The sequence below is a fragment of the Chitinophagales bacterium genome, from assembly GCA_019694975.1.
GTDB lineage: Bacteria > Bacteroidota > Bacteroidia > Chitinophagales > UBA10324 > JACCZZ01.
Genome location: JAIBAY010000008.1, coordinates 132,747 through 149,041, shown reverse-complemented (window position 1 = coordinate 149,041; position 16,295 = coordinate 132,747). Strand labels below are relative to the sequence as shown.

The following is a 16,295-nucleotide window of genomic DNA, read 5'->3' as shown; positions in this document are numbered from 1 at the left end:
CCGGTATAACCCTGAAGCTCAACAGTCAACCTAAAGCTTTCCGGTTGGTATCTTCCACATCATGACGAATGGATGCAAGCAGCTCTTTTCGTTTCGCATAATCCCGTTCTTGTTTAAATTCTTTGAAGAGCCGCCAGGATAGCGCAACGTGGTTATTGTCTGTATCCCAGGTTCCTTCACGCTCTGCGTGATCGAGTGAAGGTGCATAACTCACCGTTAAACGGATCAGCTCGCCCTGGTGAAAAAACAAAATGGTAATTGTCATGTATGTACAGCAGACGTTAAAGGCGGTAATAGCTGTTACGCCTTGATAAACCGGTGGTGATCTCGGTTGGAATCGAACCAACGACCCACAGCTTAGAAGGCTGTTGCTCTATCCCCTGAGCTACGAGACCATTTGAGGGAGACGACTAAAGCATCACTGCTCCATCATGCAGAGGAATGTATGCAGTCACCCGTAAACAGGCTGCCAAAGATAAAGAAAAAGAAAAGTGAACATTACTTTTGTGTTTATACCATTTATCCATGAGCCGCATCGAAGTGCAGATAGAAGAAAGCTGGAAGCAACTGCTGCATGATGAATTTGAGCAACCCTATTTCGACAACCTGCGACAATTTTTAAAACAAGAAAAAGCAGCCGGACAGGTGATCTATCCGCCCGGCCCGCAGATATTCAATGCTTTCAACCTCACTCCTTTCCCTCGCGTAAAAGCCGTTATCATCGGGCAGGATCCTTATCATGGTCCGGGGCAGGCGCATGGACTGTGCTTCTCCGTGGCAGATGGAATTCCTCCTCCTCCTTCGCTGATCAATATTTTTAAAGAACTGAAAAATGACCTCGCCATTCCTGTCTCCACGTCAGGCAATCTCACCAAATGGGCCGAACAAGGAGTGTTGTTGCTGAATGCCCTGCTCACCGTAAGAGCCAATCAGCCTGCCTCTCATCATGGCAAAGGATGGGAAATCTTTACCGATGCCGTGATTCGAACCATCTCTGAAAAAAGTGCCGGAGTTGTCTTTCTGTTATGGGGCAAATTCGCGCAGGAAAAGCAGGCATTAATTGATTCGTCGAAACATCATATCCTGAAAGCTGCTCATCCATCTCCTTTTTCTGCCACTAATTTTTATGGATGCAGGCATTTTTCCAAAACAAACAGCTTGCTGATTAGCGGGGGAAAAACACCGATAGACTGGCAAATTGTATGATCAGCCGGTGTTCTTGCTTTTAGCTTCCTCAAATATCCGCGCAAAAAGTTACACAGGAATAAATTCCTGAAACCAACTGCAGCAATCTGTTCAGCGATATACTTCCTTCGCCTTATTCCAAAGCGCATCCATTTCGGCAAGTGTCATTTCCTTTAATGGCCGCTCCTGTTGCAGCGCAAGGTCTTCCATCATCCGGAAACGGGCGATGAATTTCTTATTGGTTTTCTCCAGCGCGGCTTCAGGATCAATTTCAAGGAAACGCGAAAAGTTGACCAATGAAAAAAGAACATCGCCAAACTCCTGCTGCATCCGTTCCTTTTCTTCTTCCGTTAGTTTTTCACGGCTGGTATATTGCCGGAATTCATCCAGTTCCTCCTCCACCTTCTTCCATACATCTTCTTTGTTTTCCCATTCAAAGCCAACCTGCTTGGCCTTATCCTGAATACGAAAAGCCTTTACCACGGCAGGCAGCGAAACAGGCACGCCCTCCAGCACAGATTTCTTTCTCTCCTTCATCTTGATCTGCTCCCAGTTGTGTTTCACCTCGAGCTCCGACGCAACTTTCACCAGCTCACCGCCATTATCGGGATCGCCGTAGATGTGCGGATGACGACGGATCAGTTTATCACAGAGGGTGTTGATGACATCTGTAATATCAAAAGCCGATTTCTCCTCCGCAATTCTAGCATAAAACACCATGTGCAGCAGCACATCACCAATTTCCTCTTTGAGCAATTTCATATCCTGCACGTCGATGGCATCCGCCAGCTCATAGGTCTCTTCAATCGTCAATAGCCTCAGCGACTCAAGGGTCTGCTTTTTATCCCACGGACATTGTTCACGCAGTTGATTCATTATGATCAGCAAACGGTCGAAGGCAATCTGTGCAGGTGTCATGCTGTTGATTTTATGCCGGCGATATTACGAAAATGTTATTCCTGATAAAAGACAGATGATTACTCAATTGAAAATGCCGGTTCTCTGCCGGAAACAGGTACCGGGACTCCTTAAACGCAATAGGCAGATCACAGGTGCCAACCCAGATTTATACTGTGGCCGGATTTATTATTTTGTGAAGGTGAAAAAAGATAAAAAACAAACTGACACAGTATTAAAAGCGGTGACGGCTGAAAAAGGTAAGGTGCATTCATCTTTAAAAAGATGGCTGATGATAGTAACCGGCATCTTTGCCTTTTTACTTTATGCCAACACACTGCAGCACGATTTTGTACTCGACGATGAAACGGTGATTGGAAAAAACAAATTCACCAAAGAAGGTATTACTGCAATGCCTGAAATATTCACCACGGCTTACCGCGCCGGATTTTGGGACAGGGAAGAAGGCTTGTACCGGCCGCTTTCCACCGCATTGTTTGCTGTTGAATGGCAGATAGCTCCTGCCAACCCTCACTTTTTTCATTGGGTGAATGTGATACTGTATGCGATCACTGCCAGCGTATTGCTGAGTATTCTGCTCTATTTCTTCGAAAAAACCAATATCGTTATCCCGCTCATCGCAACGCTGCTTTTTATTGCCCATCCGATACATACCGAAGTGGTAGCTAATATTAAGAGCTGTGATGAAATATTGTGTTTCCTCTTTTCAATGATCTCACTATGGGCGGCGGTGAAGTATGCGCGCACTAACCAACTATGGTTGCTATCGCTTGCAGGCGTCACACAGCTATTGGCTTTACTCTCTAAAGAAACGGCGGTTACGATGGTGGCAGTGGCGCCCCTGGCAGTTTACTTCTTTTCACCGGCAAGCAGCCGGAAAATCATCATCAGTTCTCTTCCATTTGTGGCAGCATTGCTTATATACCTTGGCGTCAGGGTCGCGGTGCTCAACGGACTTACTGGCTTTAATGAAATCCTGCTCATCAACAACAGCCTGGCTGCGGCAGGTGATGATACGCTTACACGTCTGACAACAGCGCTGTATATCATCGGCAGATACATGCTCCTTTTAGTGATGCCTGTTCCGCTTTGCTTCGATTATTCTTACAATACGATTCCGCTTTTTTCACTGGCCGCACCAGAGGTTTGGCTGACAGTGGCCGTCATTATCGGATGCATTGTTTTTGCCGTTCGCGGATGGAAATCAAAAAAACCGGTCGCCTTTTCCATATTCTTCTTTGCAGCAACACTTTCATTAACCTCCAACATCCTGTTTCTTATTGAGGCTACGCTTGCCGAGCGCTTTCTCTATATGCCGGCGCTTGGCTTCTGCATTGGTATTGCTTTTTTGCTGGCGCAAATATGTAATACGGATATGGCCGCAATGGCCTACCGGAACATCAGGGCATTGGCAGGATCAAATAAGGGAATTATATCAATTGCAGTGATCATACTTGTCTTGTATGCTGTAAAAACCGTCGCACGCAACAACGACTGGAAAGATAACATCACACTCACCAAAACTGATGTGCAAACACATCCCAACAGTGCCCGTATCCGCTATGCTTACGGCAGTATACTCGTGATGGAAAAAGGCCTTACGGAAAAAAACGCAGGCATTAAACAGCAATTTCTTACTGAAGGTGTGAGGCAATTGACAGAGGCTGTTAAAATCCTGCCTGATTACGGTGAAGCATGGTTTAACCTGGGAATGGGTTACAAGGAGTTGGAGGATTATAAGAAAGCCGTGCAATGCTTTGAAACCGCCGGCGACAACATGACTAAAAAAGATCAGCATTTCTATGTGGCGGCAGGCGTTGCCTATGGCGAGAACAAGCAGTATCAGCAATCCTTTGAAATGTTCAGCAAAGCCATTGAACTTGATTCCACTTCTTCAGATCCATATAACAACATGGGCCTTTTCTTTTCACGAATGCATAACTTCCCCCAATCTATCGCAATGCTTAACAAGGCAATGGAGCTTAATCCAAAGGATGAATTTCCGCCGTATAATATGGGTAACACGTATGCCGAAATGGGAGACTATAAAACGGCCATTGAATACTATAACAAAGCGGTGACCATCAATCCGGAGGCTGATATCGTGTGGGTGAATTTGGGTAATAGTTATGGTGCGCTGAAAGATTTTCCAAATGCATTGAAAGCATTTGCAAAAGCACTGTCAGTGAATCCGGAGAATCAGAATGCGCGATACAATATCGGCGCCACGTATTATTACATGGGTGATACCCTGAATGCAAAAAAGTATCTGCCAGCCAGGTAACACTGTTTGGCATATTCAATAAAAATTGTCACTTGTATTTTAATAACCTGCAAATTTGCTTTATGACTATCCGCTGGCGCCTCCCACTGTATTTTCTAAGTCTGCTGCTGCTTTCTTTCTTGCATATTAATGTGCTGAGTGCCCAGACTTTTGAAGGAGATACTGGTGTTGTTACCGATGATGGTCAGCTCAACTTCTATAACCTTGAGGTCACCGGCGTTATTCCGGCATCCATTGATTCGGCTTTCGGAATCGTTTCGGTCTGCATTAATGTCAGTCATACCTGGGACGATGACCTGGTGATCTGGCTTAAGTCTCCAGACAATACCCTGGTGGAACTCACCTCACACAATGGCGGAGATGGAGATGATTATCAGCATACCTGCTTTTGGATGGATGCCACGGTCAGCATTACGCAGGGAAGCGCTCCATTTACAGGTATTTATCTGCCGGAAGGTAATCTCGGAACATTCAATAATTCGCAGGATCCGAATGGGACGTGGCAACTGCTGATTGTTGATGAATATCCTTATGCTGATTTCGGCATCCTGCACAACTGGTCGGTTACCTTTGATACCGGTGCTGCAAGCCCGCCTCCGCAAATCGTATCATCCGATCTTCCGTTGATCATCATCAATACGAATGGTCAGCTGATCTCTGATCTCGCGCGTATCGACGCAGAGATGGGCATCATTGACAATGGCCCCGGATCTTCCAATCATCCGGAAGATGTGCCCAACAACTTCTCCGGGCATATCTCCATTGAGAAAAGAGGAAGCAGTTCCATCTCCTTCCCGCAGCCTTCCTACTCTTTCGAAACACGGGATGATACAGGTGGCAACCTCAATGTATCGTTGCTCACCATGCCGGAAGAAAACGACTGGATACTATATGCCCCGTATAACGATAAATCAATGATGCGCAATGCGCTGATCTATCGTTTGTCCAACGAAATGGGCCGCTATGCCTCCCGTACACGTTTTTGTGAAGTAATCCTGAACAACGATTACCAGGGAGTTTATGTGCTGGAAGAAAAAATCAAGCAGGATTCGGGGCGGGTTAACATTGCAGAATTGAAAGAGAACGACAATGCAGGTGATGAACTGACAGGCGGATACATTCTCAAAATAGACAAATATGACGGTGAACAGGTTGATGGCTTTACTTCAGCATATCCTCCCTGTGATGGCCCCGACATCTGGCAAACAATTTTTATTCAGTATCACGATCCTCAGCCTGATCAGATAACGAATGAGCAGAAGAGCTACATACAGGCTTATACTGATTCATTTGAAGATGCCCTGATGGCTACGGATTTTGATGACCCTGAAAACGGTTTCAGAAAATACGCCGATGAAGCATCGTTCATTGATTTTGCCTTACTGAACGAGATAAGCAAAAATGTAGATGGCTATCGCTGGAGCAGTTTTTTTCATAAAGACAAAGCAAGCAAGGACGGAAAAATGACGATGGGCCCGATTTGGGATTTCAACCTTGCATTTGGCAATGCTGATTACTACAATGGCGCCTACAGCATAGGCTGGCAATGGGACTTTCCCTGCCCTTTCAACTACGATGGTGGATTGAATCCCTTTTGGTGGCAACGGCTGTTGCAGGATACTGTTTATTACCAGCATTTGCGTTGCAGGTGGCAGGATTTGCGGTCATCAGTCTTTGAACTGAACCACATGCATCAGCTCATAGATTCCTTCGCATTGCTGTTAGACAGCGCCAAAGAGCGGCAGTTTGCGAAGTATCCGATTCTTGGGGTTTATGTCTGGCCCAATGCTTATTATCCCGCTACCTACGCAGAGGAAGTTGATACATTAAAGAACTGGATTACTGCACGAATACTCTGGATGGATGATCAGTTGCAAACCGATTGTTACACTGATGCTTTCATCGGTACAACAACTGAAAACAGAATCACAATAACACCTAATCCGGTAAACATTAACGGCAGCTTGACAATGATGCTGAAACTCACGAACTATGCAACAGAAAAAATAGAGTTGTTAGATATGTCAGGAAAACCACTGTCCATAATTTTTAATGGCGTGCTTACTGCCGGCACACATCAGCTTTCGTGGAAGGTACCGCCGCAACTGTCACCCGGATGCTACCTGATTACCGTCAACGACGGATCCTGCTTGTGGACAAAGAAACTCATCGTCATTTAGCAGAGTGCAATTGAAACCGTTGTGTGCCAAACGGTGGTGTTGCTTGCAGCATGAAACTTTCCTTCCTGTTTTCAGTTCTTACCCGTATTTTTATCCATTCAATAAAATGACGCATGTCAGACGAAGTTGAATCGGAGAAATATTATCATTCAATCGGCGAAGTAGCAAAGCAATTCAATCTTTCTATATCCAACATTCGCTTCTGGGAACAGGAGTTTGAAATTCTCAGGCCAAAAAAGAACAGGAAAGGCGACCGTTTCTTTACCAAACAGGATATCGAAAACCTGAAAATCATTTATCACCTCCTGAAGGAAAAAGGATATACCATTGAAGGTGCCCGAAAAAAACTGATGCAGAATCCCGACCAGGTGACGGAGCGGGTGGCTATGATTGAATCGCTGAAGAAAATCCGGTCATTCCTGGTAAGTCTGAAAGACAATCTCGATAAAAAAACAAATGAAACCGAACGCCATCCAATAGCCGAAATAACACCGGGAAACGCTGCTGAAAACGAGATATCCTCAGGTGAAAAGGAATAAATGATTTTCTTAAAACTGAAAGTTCCTGCTGGCTACATTCATCCTTATTCCAAATTGAAAAACAGTGGTGCCGGAGGAAAATGTGTCTTCCGCTGAAGTTGTTTTCCGATAGATAAATGCCGCATCCAGAAAAATATTATGCCTGATCATATAACAGGCAGTAAACTCACTCAGGAATAAATCGGTACCCACACCTTGCCCTGCCTTGTTGCCATACACTGATGCAACATTCGCTTCAGTTGTGGGAATAAAAATGTCCGCTCCCCAATTGCTGCCCGAAGTATCCCTGCCTGTCTTCGCTGCTGTTACACGCCATTGAATCGTGAGCGGGAAGACCGGTTGATAGCGGACGACACCAATCCATTCATTGAGGTTGGCACCGGTTGGATGTGCCAGCGGTTGATTATAGTTGGTATAATTGGCTACCGTGTCGTTGTGTGTATAAACATAAGGTCTGATATGGTTCCATTCCAGTTGTACATCAAGATTATCAAGCCCAAAAACATCAATATATTTTATGCCCAGCTGAAATCCGGTTTTATTGCCCCAATAACCTTTCTCACCTTTCGATGCCTGAATATTAAGATCATCGATCAGGAACTGACCGTAACCGGAAAAATGGCGCAGGAAATTTACACGTGCATCCATGCCGAGCATCGTATTATCCGGGCTTCCCAGCAACTGTTCCACCGAACGGTAAAAAATGATCGGATTTAGGTATTGCAACTCGTAGCCATCATTGCGGTGGAAGACTACGCTCTCCCATACACCGACATTTAAAAAATGCGTGGCATTGAGGCTTAGGTGATGCATGGCGCCATATTTTCTCGGCAGCAGCTGATCACCACTGCGTAAAAAATCGGCAGTCATGTCAACGAATAAATTCTGATAACTGATCCGCCACACGTGTGTCTGCAACTTCAGAAACAGGTAGTCTTCCGAGAAATCCGACAGGGCGAGCGACCTGATTCCGTTGCCCAGAAAATTCTTATCGTTACCAAACTGCACGGTAATAAATCTGGCAGCAGTGAAATCAAAGTATCCTTTGGCAGAAAAGAAATCAACTCCATCTTCTTTAAACGGCTTATAATACCCTTCGCCCGGAATAGCACCGAAGGAATCAATTCTTTCTCTTACGTAGAGCGGAAAGCGCGCCTGGTTTTCATTCAACAGGAAATAGTAACCCACTTTCTTTGCAATCCATCCTCTTAATTCCAGTCCCCTGGTATTGGTATATATAGTTTTCCCGGAAGCTGATTCAGTGCCCACCTGCAGATCAAGCACCGGGTTCACCTTCACCATAAAGTCTGGATCGCGATGCTGATAAAGGCTGGCTTTGTCGCGGTAGAGATATTTCAGTAAAGGCTTCCTGCTTGCTGCTCCTTCATATTCCGACCATTCATCGTTATCAGTGAGCAGGAAATCAATTGACTGGCTGTCAACAGCAGAATTTGTTACTGCAGTCCTTTGGATGGAATCGAGGAAAATGACAACATCCTTCCTTTGCAAAGGGAGGGATGAAAAATGCAGTGCATCTGTGATGTTGCCTGATTTTATTTCCAGCCGTTGGAGGTAATGATAGGATTCATCATGCAATGGCAGAAAAGTACTCTGTGCCATTACACCACTCATCCGGAAGACTATCGACAGCAGGAACAGCTTTTTCATCATCAGAACATTCAGTTCACCGAAGCATCAATCCATGAAAATTTTTGTGCGGGTAATAAACGTTCGCAGCAAGATCCCACTGACAACCGCTGTGCAGGCATAGATCGCCGCATACGCCCATTCCATGAATATCAATGAACCGGTGAGAAACAGAATGGAATACGTCATGACAACAGCGCTCAGCCAGCAAATAGTGAGCTTACCGATTTGCTGTGATGATCGTTCCATTCCTGCCGCCAAACGCACAGGTTCCCACCAGCCTCCGGGATGGATGCGTTCGTAAAAAGAGCGGAGTGTAGCTGCATCAGCAGGCGGTGTGATAAATGTTACAATCAGCCAGCACAAGGTGGTAAATCCTACTGTCACGAAGAAACTGTCCGGGAATTCCCAATGCATCACAAATCTTGAAAAAGCAAAACCGGCAAACGGAGCTACGGTAGCCGCAATTTCGCTCCATGCATTGATCCGCCACCAGTACCAGCGGAGTATGAGTACAAGTCCCAGCCCTGCACCGCATTCAATCAGAAAAGACCACACACCGGAGATCGTTTTCATCTGCGTGGTAACAGCCAGTGATACCACCATAAGGATAATGGTGATGGCTCGGCTCACGGCCACATAATGTTTTTCACCTGACTTTGCATCGCTGAAAATTGACGGCTGCTTCACAAATCTTTTGTAAACATCATTCAATAAATAACTGGCACCCCAGTTCAGTTGTGTGGAGAGCGTACTCATATACGCCGCAAAAAAAGCGACCAGCAGGAATCCCTTCAGGCCGGTAGGCAAATAGTCTTTCATGGCCATCACAAACCCTTCCTTCTTGTCTTCCATTGCCAGTTCGGGATACAATACCATAGAACAAAGGCCAACGATGATCCATGGCCACGGCCTGATGCAATAATGCGCAACCTGGAATAACAACGTGGCATAAATGGAATGCTTTTCATTTTTAGTACTCATCATCCGTTGCGCCACATAGCCGCCGCCGCCTGGTTCGGCGCCCGGATACCAGCTGGCCCACCACTGCAAACCAACATATGCCAGGAAAGCACCGAAGCTGATGGTGAGTGTTGTTGCCACATTACCCGTGTATGAATGTCCTTTTATCTCCGGGAAGAAATCAAGCGACCACCCGGGAAGTTGCTCTTTCAATCCGGAAATTCCACCAATCCGTTCGCTGTGCAATACCAAGACAGCCAGCACAATACAGCCTGTCATGGCAACCACAAACTGAAAGGCGTCTGTAACCGCTACACCCAGTAAGCCGCTGATAGAAGAATACACTGCCGTCAGCAACATCATCACTGCAGCATACAGCAACGCTTCCTCTGTACTGATACCAAAGAAAACTTTTAGGATGGATATCATTGCGAGGTTGACCCATCCAATGATAAGTGTATTCATAAAAAGTCCCAGGTACACTCCTTTGAACCCTCGCAGAAATGCGGCCGGCTTGCCGCTATACCGTAGCTCTATGAGTTCTACTTCAGTCATGATGTTGGCGCGCCGCCAGAGCCGCGAAAAGAAAAACACCGTGAGCATGCCGCCAAACAGAAAACTCCACCATAACCAGTTACCTGCAATGCCGTTTTTCGACACCAGTTCAGTAACAGCCAGCGGTGTATCCGCGGCAAAGGTTGTAGCCACCATGGAGGTGCCTGCGAGGTACCATGGCAGGTTTCTTCCACCAAGAAAAAATCCTGCAGTGTCTTTGCCTGCCTGCTTTGAAAACTTAAGCCCGATATAGGTAGTCACGATAAAATATACTGCAATAATCGCCCAGTCTAAAATTTCCAATTGCATCCGTTAAGAATTTATGTGAACCAAAGTAGGGATATTTTATGCAAGCGGATTTTCGAAATATCAACACCGGCAAGATATAACAGCCTGTCATGGATATAATTTTTACACCCTGGCAGTCAATACGAATAATATTTATCTACTTTGTCAAACGAATGATATTCTTAGATGTCATAAATTTCTTCCGGGAAATTCTTAAGGAACCGGGATCCATTTTCAATCCTGAGACACTGATTCTTTATGGAGGCCTGGTGTTACTGTTTCTGATGGTTTTTGCGGAGACCGGTATCTTCTTCTGCTTTTTTTTCCCGGGTGATTCACTGGTGTTTACGGCCGGTGTGCTTACCTCAACCGGCGACCTGCACCGCAATGTTTGCGTGGTATCGCTGACCATGATTGTTGCTGCCACATTAGGAAACATTGTCGGCTATTGGTTTGGCCGGCAGGCTGGCCCGCTGCTTTTTAAAAGAAAAGAATCCATATTTTTTAAGCATGAGTATCTCATCATGGCAGATAAATTTTATCAAAAGTATGGGCCCACAGCCCTTATACTCGGACGATTCCTGCCGGTCATCCGCACTTTTGCACCCATACTTTCAGGTGTTATCCGTGTCGATTTCAGGAAATTCTTCCTTTTCTCCGTGATTGGTGCTATCGTCTGGGTACTTCCACTGGTGACAGCCGGTTTTTTCCTCGGCACGCAGCCTGTTGTCAGGGATAACCTGGAATACATCATTATCGGCATGGTGATCGTTTTTACCGGACCTATTATTATCCGTTTTATCAGGGAATCGCGCAAGTTGAAAAAGGAAAATGATCAGGCCGCCTGAGTGGCTGCCACACCAACACTATACTGGGGCATCCTTTAAACTATATTGCTGGTCTTTCTTTAATCCGGATTATCCGGAAAGCTCCGGTATCACTATATTTCTCCTCTAATTCATAACGATGACGATCACTAAACATCTTTATTACACTCCTGTTTGCCTGGTGCTGGTTTTGTTCATGAGCAACACTTGCTTTTCTCAAACAACAAAAGAACGACTCATAAAAAAGTGGGGGTTCGCCGGTGTGGAAGAATTCGGCGTGGTGAGGGCGCCGGATAGTACGGCTAAAAATGATTTATTAGAAATTAAGGCAGACGGAACCTATCTCTTTAATAAAGCACAGAAGAGCACTGTGGGTAACTGGACCTTGAATGAAAAATCAGGCGTGCTTTCGTTAACTGATCTGAAGACAAAAAAAACAATTGCCTACACGATTAAAAGTATAGATGAAAAAGAGATGGTGATAGAATATCAGTCGCCGGATCTCGTTCGCACAAAATACCATTATAAGCCAAAGGAATGAAACCATCGCGTTTCACCGCCCGTCAATTTTTCCTTTCATCCCAACCTCCTGATCACTTATTTATTTTTTTGACACTATCACAAGTCGGCCTGTAAGCATTTTACACCTACATTCTACCTATTTCCTATTTTCGCACCGCAAAATCATTGGTAATGAAATCAAACATTAAATCAATCGGCGTTTTCACTTCGGGAGGCGATGCACCGGGTATGAATGCAGCTATACGGGCAGTTGTTCGAACCGCTGTCTATAACGGGATAAAAGTTTATGGTATCATGCGCGGCTATGAAGGATTTATTGACGGAGAAATTTTTGAAATGCAATCCCGGTCAGTCAGTAATATCATACACCGAGGAGGAACCATCCTGAAGACCGCCCGCAGTAAGCGCTTCATGACGGAGGAAGGAATGGTAGCTGCCAATGAAAGTATACGGAAGTTTGGTATTGATGCCATCGTTGCACTCGGTGGTGACGGAACATTCCGCGGTGCACTGGAATTTAATAATCATTACGATGTTCCCTTTATCGGATTGCCTTGTACCATCGACAACGATCTCTATGGAACGGATAACACCATTGGATATGACACCGCCATCAATACAGCAATGGAGGCGATTGATAAGATACGCGACACAGCCGATTCCCATAACCGTTTGTTCTTTGTAGAGGTAATGGGTCGCGATGCCGGATTTATTGCCATGCGCAGTGGCATAGCGACAGGCGCTGAAGCAATACTGATTCCGGAAAGCCCGCTTTCCATTGATCAACTCATTGCTAAACTGGAACGTGGCTGGCAACGCAAGAAATCATCCGGTATAGTGGTGGTCGCTGAAGGAGAAGAAGAAGGCGGTGCTTTTGAAGTGGCAAGAAAAGTAAAAGCGAAGTTTAACCAATATGACACAAGAGTCTCCGTGATTGGTCACATGCAACGCGGCGGCAACCCAACCTGCCAGGATAGAGTACTGGCCAGCAGACTTGGTCTTTCAGCCGTGGAAGCATTGCTGGAAGGAAAGAAAAATTTAATGGTTGGTGTCATGCATCACAGCGTCACCTTCACGCCGTTTACCAAAGCTACCAAACACAATCTGGAGATCAGTCCCTTTCTGATGAAACTCGCAACAGTATTGTCAATCTGAGAATTTGCCCGACCGAAAAGTTGGTTATACGCTTCATTTCCCGGCTGAACCTGCTCATTTAATTTTCGTAATAAGACATTAATGAACGAGCTCAAAGCTTTGATCGAAGAAACCTGGAACAACCGTGCATTGCTGCAGGATGAACAGGTAAAGAAATCCGTGGCGGAAGTTATTCAATTGCTTGACCAGGGGAAGATCCGGGTAGCAGAGAAAACAGGTACTGAATGGGTCACCAATGAATGGATTAAAAAAGCCATCCTCCTGTATTTTGCAGTGAGCCCGATGGAAGAGATGGTGGCCGGCCCTATGGTGTTCTACGATAAGATCCCATTGAAAAAAAACTATAAGGAGCTTGGTGTACGTGCAGTGCCGCATGGCATCGCACGGTACGGTTCTTTCCTTGGCAAAAATGTGATCCTGCTTCCTTCCTATGTAAATATCGGTGCGTATGTGGATGATGGTACTTTAGTTGATACATGGGCTACCGTTGGATCCTGCGCGCAAATCGGGAAAAATGTGCACCTGAGTGGTGGAGTTGGCATTGGTGGTGTGCTCGAACCTGTGCAGGCAAACCCGGTGATAATAGAAGATAATTGCTTCGTGGGATCAAGATGTATCGTGGTGGAAGGTGTGATTGTAGAACAGGAAGCAGTACTGGGTGCCAATGTGGTATTGACGGCCAGCACCAAAATTATTGATGTAACCGGCGCACAACCTGTAGAATATAAAGGCCGTATTCCTGCGAGAAGTGTGGTCATTCCCGGCAGCTTTACCAAGCATTTTCCTGCCGGTGAATACAATGTGAGTGCTGCACTGATCATCGGCCGGCGTAAAGCCAGCACTGATTTAAAGACGTCACTGAACCATGCATTGAGAGACTTCAATGTCTCCGTATGATTTTCATACGCATATCATGAGTTGCCGGGTTTACAAATGCAGAAATCAGTTTTCATTTCTGTAAATTCCCTTTACCTTTGCGACTCTTCAGGCCGAAGTGGTGGAATTGGTAGACACACTGTGTTCAGGGCGCAGCGCTCGCAAGGGCATGAGAGTTCGAATCTCTCCTCCGGCACTATTATCCTGCTCTGTTTATGGAAGGGCATGCAACCAACCGTTTCTCCTGCAAGAAGTTATTATTGTGGCAGGGCAATACGTAACTACCGCCACATAATGTTGCAGTGAAATATTTTTTTCAACAACAAAAAGCTGTGATCCGGTATGACAAAGAACCCTTTAATGGATTCAGTCGAATAACTCACCCTGCCGTTGTTTCCTTTCAAAATCAAGCAACCATTTCTTCCGCCACAATCCGCCTCCATAACCGGTCAGTGAGCCATCGCTTCCAATTACCCTGTGGCAGGGAATAATGATTGCAACCGGATTTCTTCCATTCGCCGTACCTGCTGCCCGTATTACTCTTTTGTTGCCCAGTTGCAACGCCAGTTCCGCATACGAGATAGTTTTTGAAAAAGGAATGGTCATCAGTTGCGTCCACACCTTTTGCTGAAAGGCTGTGCCGTTTGGATTGACAGGAATGGAAAACACCTTGCGCTTTCCTTTAAAATATTCATCCAGTTCCAGCATACATCTGCTCAAAACCGGTGAAGTGGCCGATGCAACGCTTTCCGTCTCTTCCATAAAATGTACTTTCATCACAGCAGCATCATCTGCCTGCAGCAATAAGTTTCCCAGTGGTGAAGGATAACAGGCCGTATAAATCATATCGGATACAGCGAAAGGAATTTAGGGTTAACCCTGAATAATTTGTATGGTGACAGGCAGCTACTTATATCCGAGGATCTTCAGCATGCTCGCCGAAGTCTGCTGCTTGGCGAACAATCGGTCGGTGAGGTTTCCCTTTTTATCCTTGGAAATTAAAACCACCTTTGGAGATGGAATCAGGCAGTGCTTGATGCCGCCATATCCTGAAAGCTGATCCTGGTATGCGCCGGTATGAAAGAAGCCGATATAGAGCGGTTCTCCATTGCTGTTTTTGGGTAGAAATACCTGGTTGATGTGCACTTCTGAATTGTAATAATCCTGGCTGTCGCAGGTGAGTCCGCCAAGGTTAACTTTCTGGTAATCCTTTTCCCATTTGTTGATCGGCAGCATCAGGAAACGCTGACCAATGCCCCAGGTGTCGGGCAACGTGGTGATAAATGAACTGTCTACCATATACCATAACTCGGAGTCATTCTGTTGCTTCTGTGCGATTACCTTATAAAGATTAGCGCCACACTCTCCTACCGTAAAACTCCCGAACTCGGTAAATATGTTCGGAACGGGTATCTTGTTCTTTTTGCAGGCCGTCTTGATCTGCAGCACTATTTCGCGGATCATATATTCATAGTCATAGTCGAAGCCCAGCGAATTCTTAATCGGGAAACCTCCGCCAATGTTGATGGAGTCGAGCGTCGGGCATATTTTCCGAAGCTGACAATAAACATTCAACGCTTTATTCAGCTCACTCCAGTAATACGCATTGTCGCGAATGCCGGTATTGATGAAGAAGTGCAGCATCTTCAGGTTAAACTTCTTGTTGTTATGAATCTTCTGCACATAAAATTCAAGAATGTCGCGCCAGCGTATGCCCAGCCGTGAAGTATAAAATTCAAAGGTCGGTTCTTCCTCTGCCGCGATCCGTATCCCGATGTTACACGTACCTTTCACCGTGCGCTGATAAGCTTCTATCTCTGATTTATTATCCAGTATGGGAATCACGTTGGTGAAACCGTCATTGATCAGCGCGGCAATTTTGGTGGTGTAAGTGCGGGTCTTGAAACCGTTACAGATGATAAATTTGTTTTTGTCAAACAGTTTCTTCTCATACAGCTTACGGATAATATTGATGTCGTATGCATAAGATGTTTCTATATGCACATCATTCTTCAGCACTTCTTCGAGTATATGCTTGAAGTGTGAACTCTTGGTACAGTAACAATAGTAATATTTGCCGCCGTATTTGTGTTCCTTAAAAGCTTTTTTGAAAAGTGATTTGGCTTTGTTGATCTGTGAACTGATCTTGGGGAGATAAATCAGCTTCAAGGGTGTGCCATATTTCTGAATGACTTCCATCACCGGCACGCCGTTAAAGTACAGCTCATTCTCTATTACTTCAAAACCTTCTTGTGGGAAATCAAATGTCTGGCGGACGAGATCCTTATAGGTGTTGGTCATTTCCTGTGGCTGGCAATGAGAGGCGTGATTTTTTTGACGTGCGAAACTACATGAT

At 45.4% G+C, this 16,295-nt stretch carries 14 protein-coding genes and 2 tRNA genes; 9 read left to right on the top strand and 7 right to left on the bottom strand.

Going from position 1 to position 16,295, the window contains the following annotated elements; translation table 11 throughout:
* Positions 1–25: 25 nt before the first annotated feature.
* Positions 26–265 (bottom strand): hypothetical protein, encoded by a 240-nt coding sequence (locus K1X61_14105; protein ID MBX7109780.1) that lies wholly within the window; start codon positions 263–265, stop codon positions 26–28.
* Positions 266–319: 54 nt separating this feature from the next.
* Positions 320–395 (bottom strand) — tRNA-Arg (locus K1X61_14100).
* Between the two features lie 130 nt (positions 396–525).
* Between K1X61_14100 and ung the strand changes: the two genes are divergently transcribed.
* On the top strand, positions 526–1,206 hold the full coding sequence (ung, locus tag K1X61_14095; GenBank protein ID MBX7109779.1) for a uracil-DNA glycosylase: 681 nt from the start codon (positions 526–528) through the stop codon (positions 1,204–1,206).
* Positions 1,207–1,296: 90 nt separating this feature from the next.
* Here the strand turns inward: ung and mazG are convergent, their stop codons facing one another.
* Positions 1,297–2,103: a nucleoside triphosphate pyrophosphohydrolase gene (gene mazG, locus K1X61_14090; GenBank protein ID MBX7109778.1), complete on the bottom strand. Its 807-nt coding sequence runs from the start codon at positions 2,101–2,103 to the stop codon at positions 1,297–1,299.
* A gap of 181 nt (positions 2,104–2,284) precedes the next feature.
* Between mazG and K1X61_14085 the strand changes: the two genes are divergently transcribed.
* The 3 genes from K1X61_14085 (at position 2,285) to K1X61_14075 (ending at position 7,106) form a co-directional block, all read left to right on the top strand.
* A complete protein-coding gene (locus K1X61_14085; GenBank protein MBX7109777.1) occupies positions 2,285–4,387 on the top strand; it encodes a tetratricopeptide repeat protein in 2,103 nt (700 codons plus the stop codon).
* 62 nt (positions 4,388–4,449) lie between these two features.
* Positions 4,450–6,567, top strand: coding sequence for a CotH kinase family protein (locus K1X61_14080; protein MBX7109776.1), 2,118 nt, complete (start codon positions 4,450–4,452; stop codon positions 6,565–6,567).
* 113 nt (positions 6,568–6,680) lie between these two features.
* Positions 6,681–7,106, top strand: coding sequence for a MerR family transcriptional regulator (locus K1X61_14075; protein MBX7109775.1), 426 nt, complete (start codon positions 6,681–6,683; stop codon positions 7,104–7,106).
* 9 nt (positions 7,107–7,115) lie between these two features.
* On the opposite strand, the gene K1X61_14070 is transcribed toward K1X61_14075, so the two are convergent.
* Both K1X61_14070 and K1X61_14065 read right to left on the bottom strand, forming a co-directional pair.
* The gene (locus tag K1X61_14070; GenBank protein ID MBX7109774.1) at positions 7,116–8,777 is read right to left on the bottom strand and encodes a capsule assembly Wzi family protein; all 1,662 of its coding nucleotides are present in this window, start codon (positions 8,775–8,777) and stop codon (positions 7,116–7,118) included.
* A 24-nt stretch (positions 8,778–8,801) separates the two neighbouring features.
* Positions 8,802–10,580: a Na+:solute symporter gene (locus K1X61_14065; protein MBX7109773.1), complete on the bottom strand. Its 1,779-nt coding sequence runs from the start codon at positions 10,578–10,580 to the stop codon at positions 8,802–8,804.
* Positions 10,581–10,669: 89 nt separating this feature from the next.
* Here K1X61_14065 and K1X61_14060 point away from each other — a divergent pair, with 89 nt between their 5' ends.
* From K1X61_14060 to K1X61_14040, 5 genes are all read left to right on the top strand, one after another.
* Positions 10,670–11,407, top strand: a complete 738-nt coding sequence (locus K1X61_14060; protein MBX7109772.1) for a VTT domain-containing protein — start codon at positions 10,670–10,672, stop codon at positions 11,405–11,407.
* A gap of 118 nt (positions 11,408–11,525) precedes the next feature.
* On the top strand, positions 11,526–11,927 hold the full coding sequence (locus K1X61_14055; protein MBX7109771.1) for a hypothetical protein: 402 nt from the start codon (positions 11,526–11,528) through the stop codon (positions 11,925–11,927).
* A gap of 152 nt (positions 11,928–12,079) precedes the next feature.
* Positions 12,080–13,063 carry a 6-phosphofructokinase gene (pfkA, locus tag K1X61_14050; GenBank protein MBX7109770.1) on the top strand — a complete coding sequence of 328 codons (984 nt, stop codon included), beginning with the start codon at positions 12,080–12,082 and terminating at the stop codon, positions 13,061–13,063.
* An 81-nt stretch (positions 13,064–13,144) separates the two neighbouring features.
* Positions 13,145–13,960, top strand: coding sequence for a 2,3,4,5-tetrahydropyridine-2,6-dicarboxylate N-succinyltransferase (locus K1X61_14045; protein MBX7109769.1), 816 nt, complete (start codon positions 13,145–13,147; stop codon positions 13,958–13,960).
* 91 nt (positions 13,961–14,051) lie between these two features.
* A tRNA-Leu gene (locus tag K1X61_14040) sits at positions 14,052–14,135 on the top strand.
* 170 nt (positions 14,136–14,305) lie between these two features.
* Here the strand turns inward: K1X61_14040 and K1X61_14035 are convergent.
* Together K1X61_14035 and K1X61_14030 are read right to left on the bottom strand one after the other, a co-directional pair.
* Positions 14,306–14,785 carry a methylated-DNA--[protein]-cysteine S-methyltransferase gene (locus K1X61_14035; GenBank protein MBX7109768.1) on the bottom strand — a complete coding sequence of 160 codons (480 nt, stop codon included), beginning with the start codon at positions 14,783–14,785 and terminating at the stop codon, positions 14,306–14,308.
* 60 nt (positions 14,786–14,845) lie between these two features.
* Positions 14,846–16,240, bottom strand: coding sequence for an arginine decarboxylase (locus K1X61_14030; protein MBX7109767.1), 1,395 nt, complete (start codon positions 16,238–16,240; stop codon positions 14,846–14,848).
* Between the last annotated feature and the right edge of the window lie 55 nt (positions 16,241–16,295).

Excerpts from the sequence above, each read along its gene's own strand:
- K1X61_14105 (MBX7109780.1), bottom strand. The coding sequence starts at position 265 with ATGACAATTACCATTTTGTTTTTTCACCAGGGCGAGCTGATCCGTTTA.
- ung (MBX7109779.1), top strand. The coding sequence starts at position 526 with ATGAGCCGCATCGAAGTGCAGATAGAAGAAAGCTGGAAGCAACTGCTG.
- mazG (MBX7109778.1), bottom strand. The coding sequence starts at position 2,103 with ATGACACCTGCACAGATTGCCTTCGACCGTTTGCTGATCATAATGAAT.
- K1X61_14080 (MBX7109776.1), top strand. The coding sequence starts at position 4,450 with ATGACTATCCGCTGGCGCCTCCCACTGTATTTTCTAAGTCTGCTGCTG.
- K1X61_14075 (MBX7109775.1), top strand. The coding sequence starts at position 6,681 with ATGTCAGACGAAGTTGAATCGGAGAAATATTATCATTCAATCGGCGAA.
- K1X61_14070 (MBX7109774.1), bottom strand. The coding sequence starts at position 8,777 with ATGATGAAAAAGCTGTTCCTGCTGTCGATAGTCTTCCGGATGAGTGGT.
- K1X61_14065 (MBX7109773.1), bottom strand. The coding sequence starts at position 10,580 with ATGCAATTGGAAATTTTAGACTGGGCGATTATTGCAGTATATTTTATC.
- K1X61_14060 (MBX7109772.1), top strand. The coding sequence starts at position 10,670 with ATGGATATAATTTTTACACCCTGGCAGTCAATACGAATAATATTTATC.
- K1X61_14055 (MBX7109771.1), top strand. The coding sequence starts at position 11,526 with ATGACGATCACTAAACATCTTTATTACACTCCTGTTTGCCTGGTGCTG.
- pfkA (MBX7109770.1), top strand. The coding sequence starts at position 12,080 with ATGAAATCAAACATTAAATCAATCGGCGTTTTCACTTCGGGAGGCGAT.
- K1X61_14045 (MBX7109769.1), top strand. The coding sequence starts at position 13,145 with ATGAACGAGCTCAAAGCTTTGATCGAAGAAACCTGGAACAACCGTGCA.
- K1X61_14035 (MBX7109768.1), bottom strand. The coding sequence starts at position 14,785 with ATGATTTATACGGCCTGTTATCCTTCACCACTGGGAAACTTATTGCTG.
- K1X61_14030 (MBX7109767.1), bottom strand. The coding sequence starts at position 16,240 with ATGACCAACACCTATAAGGATCTCGTCCGCCAGACATTTGATTTCCCA.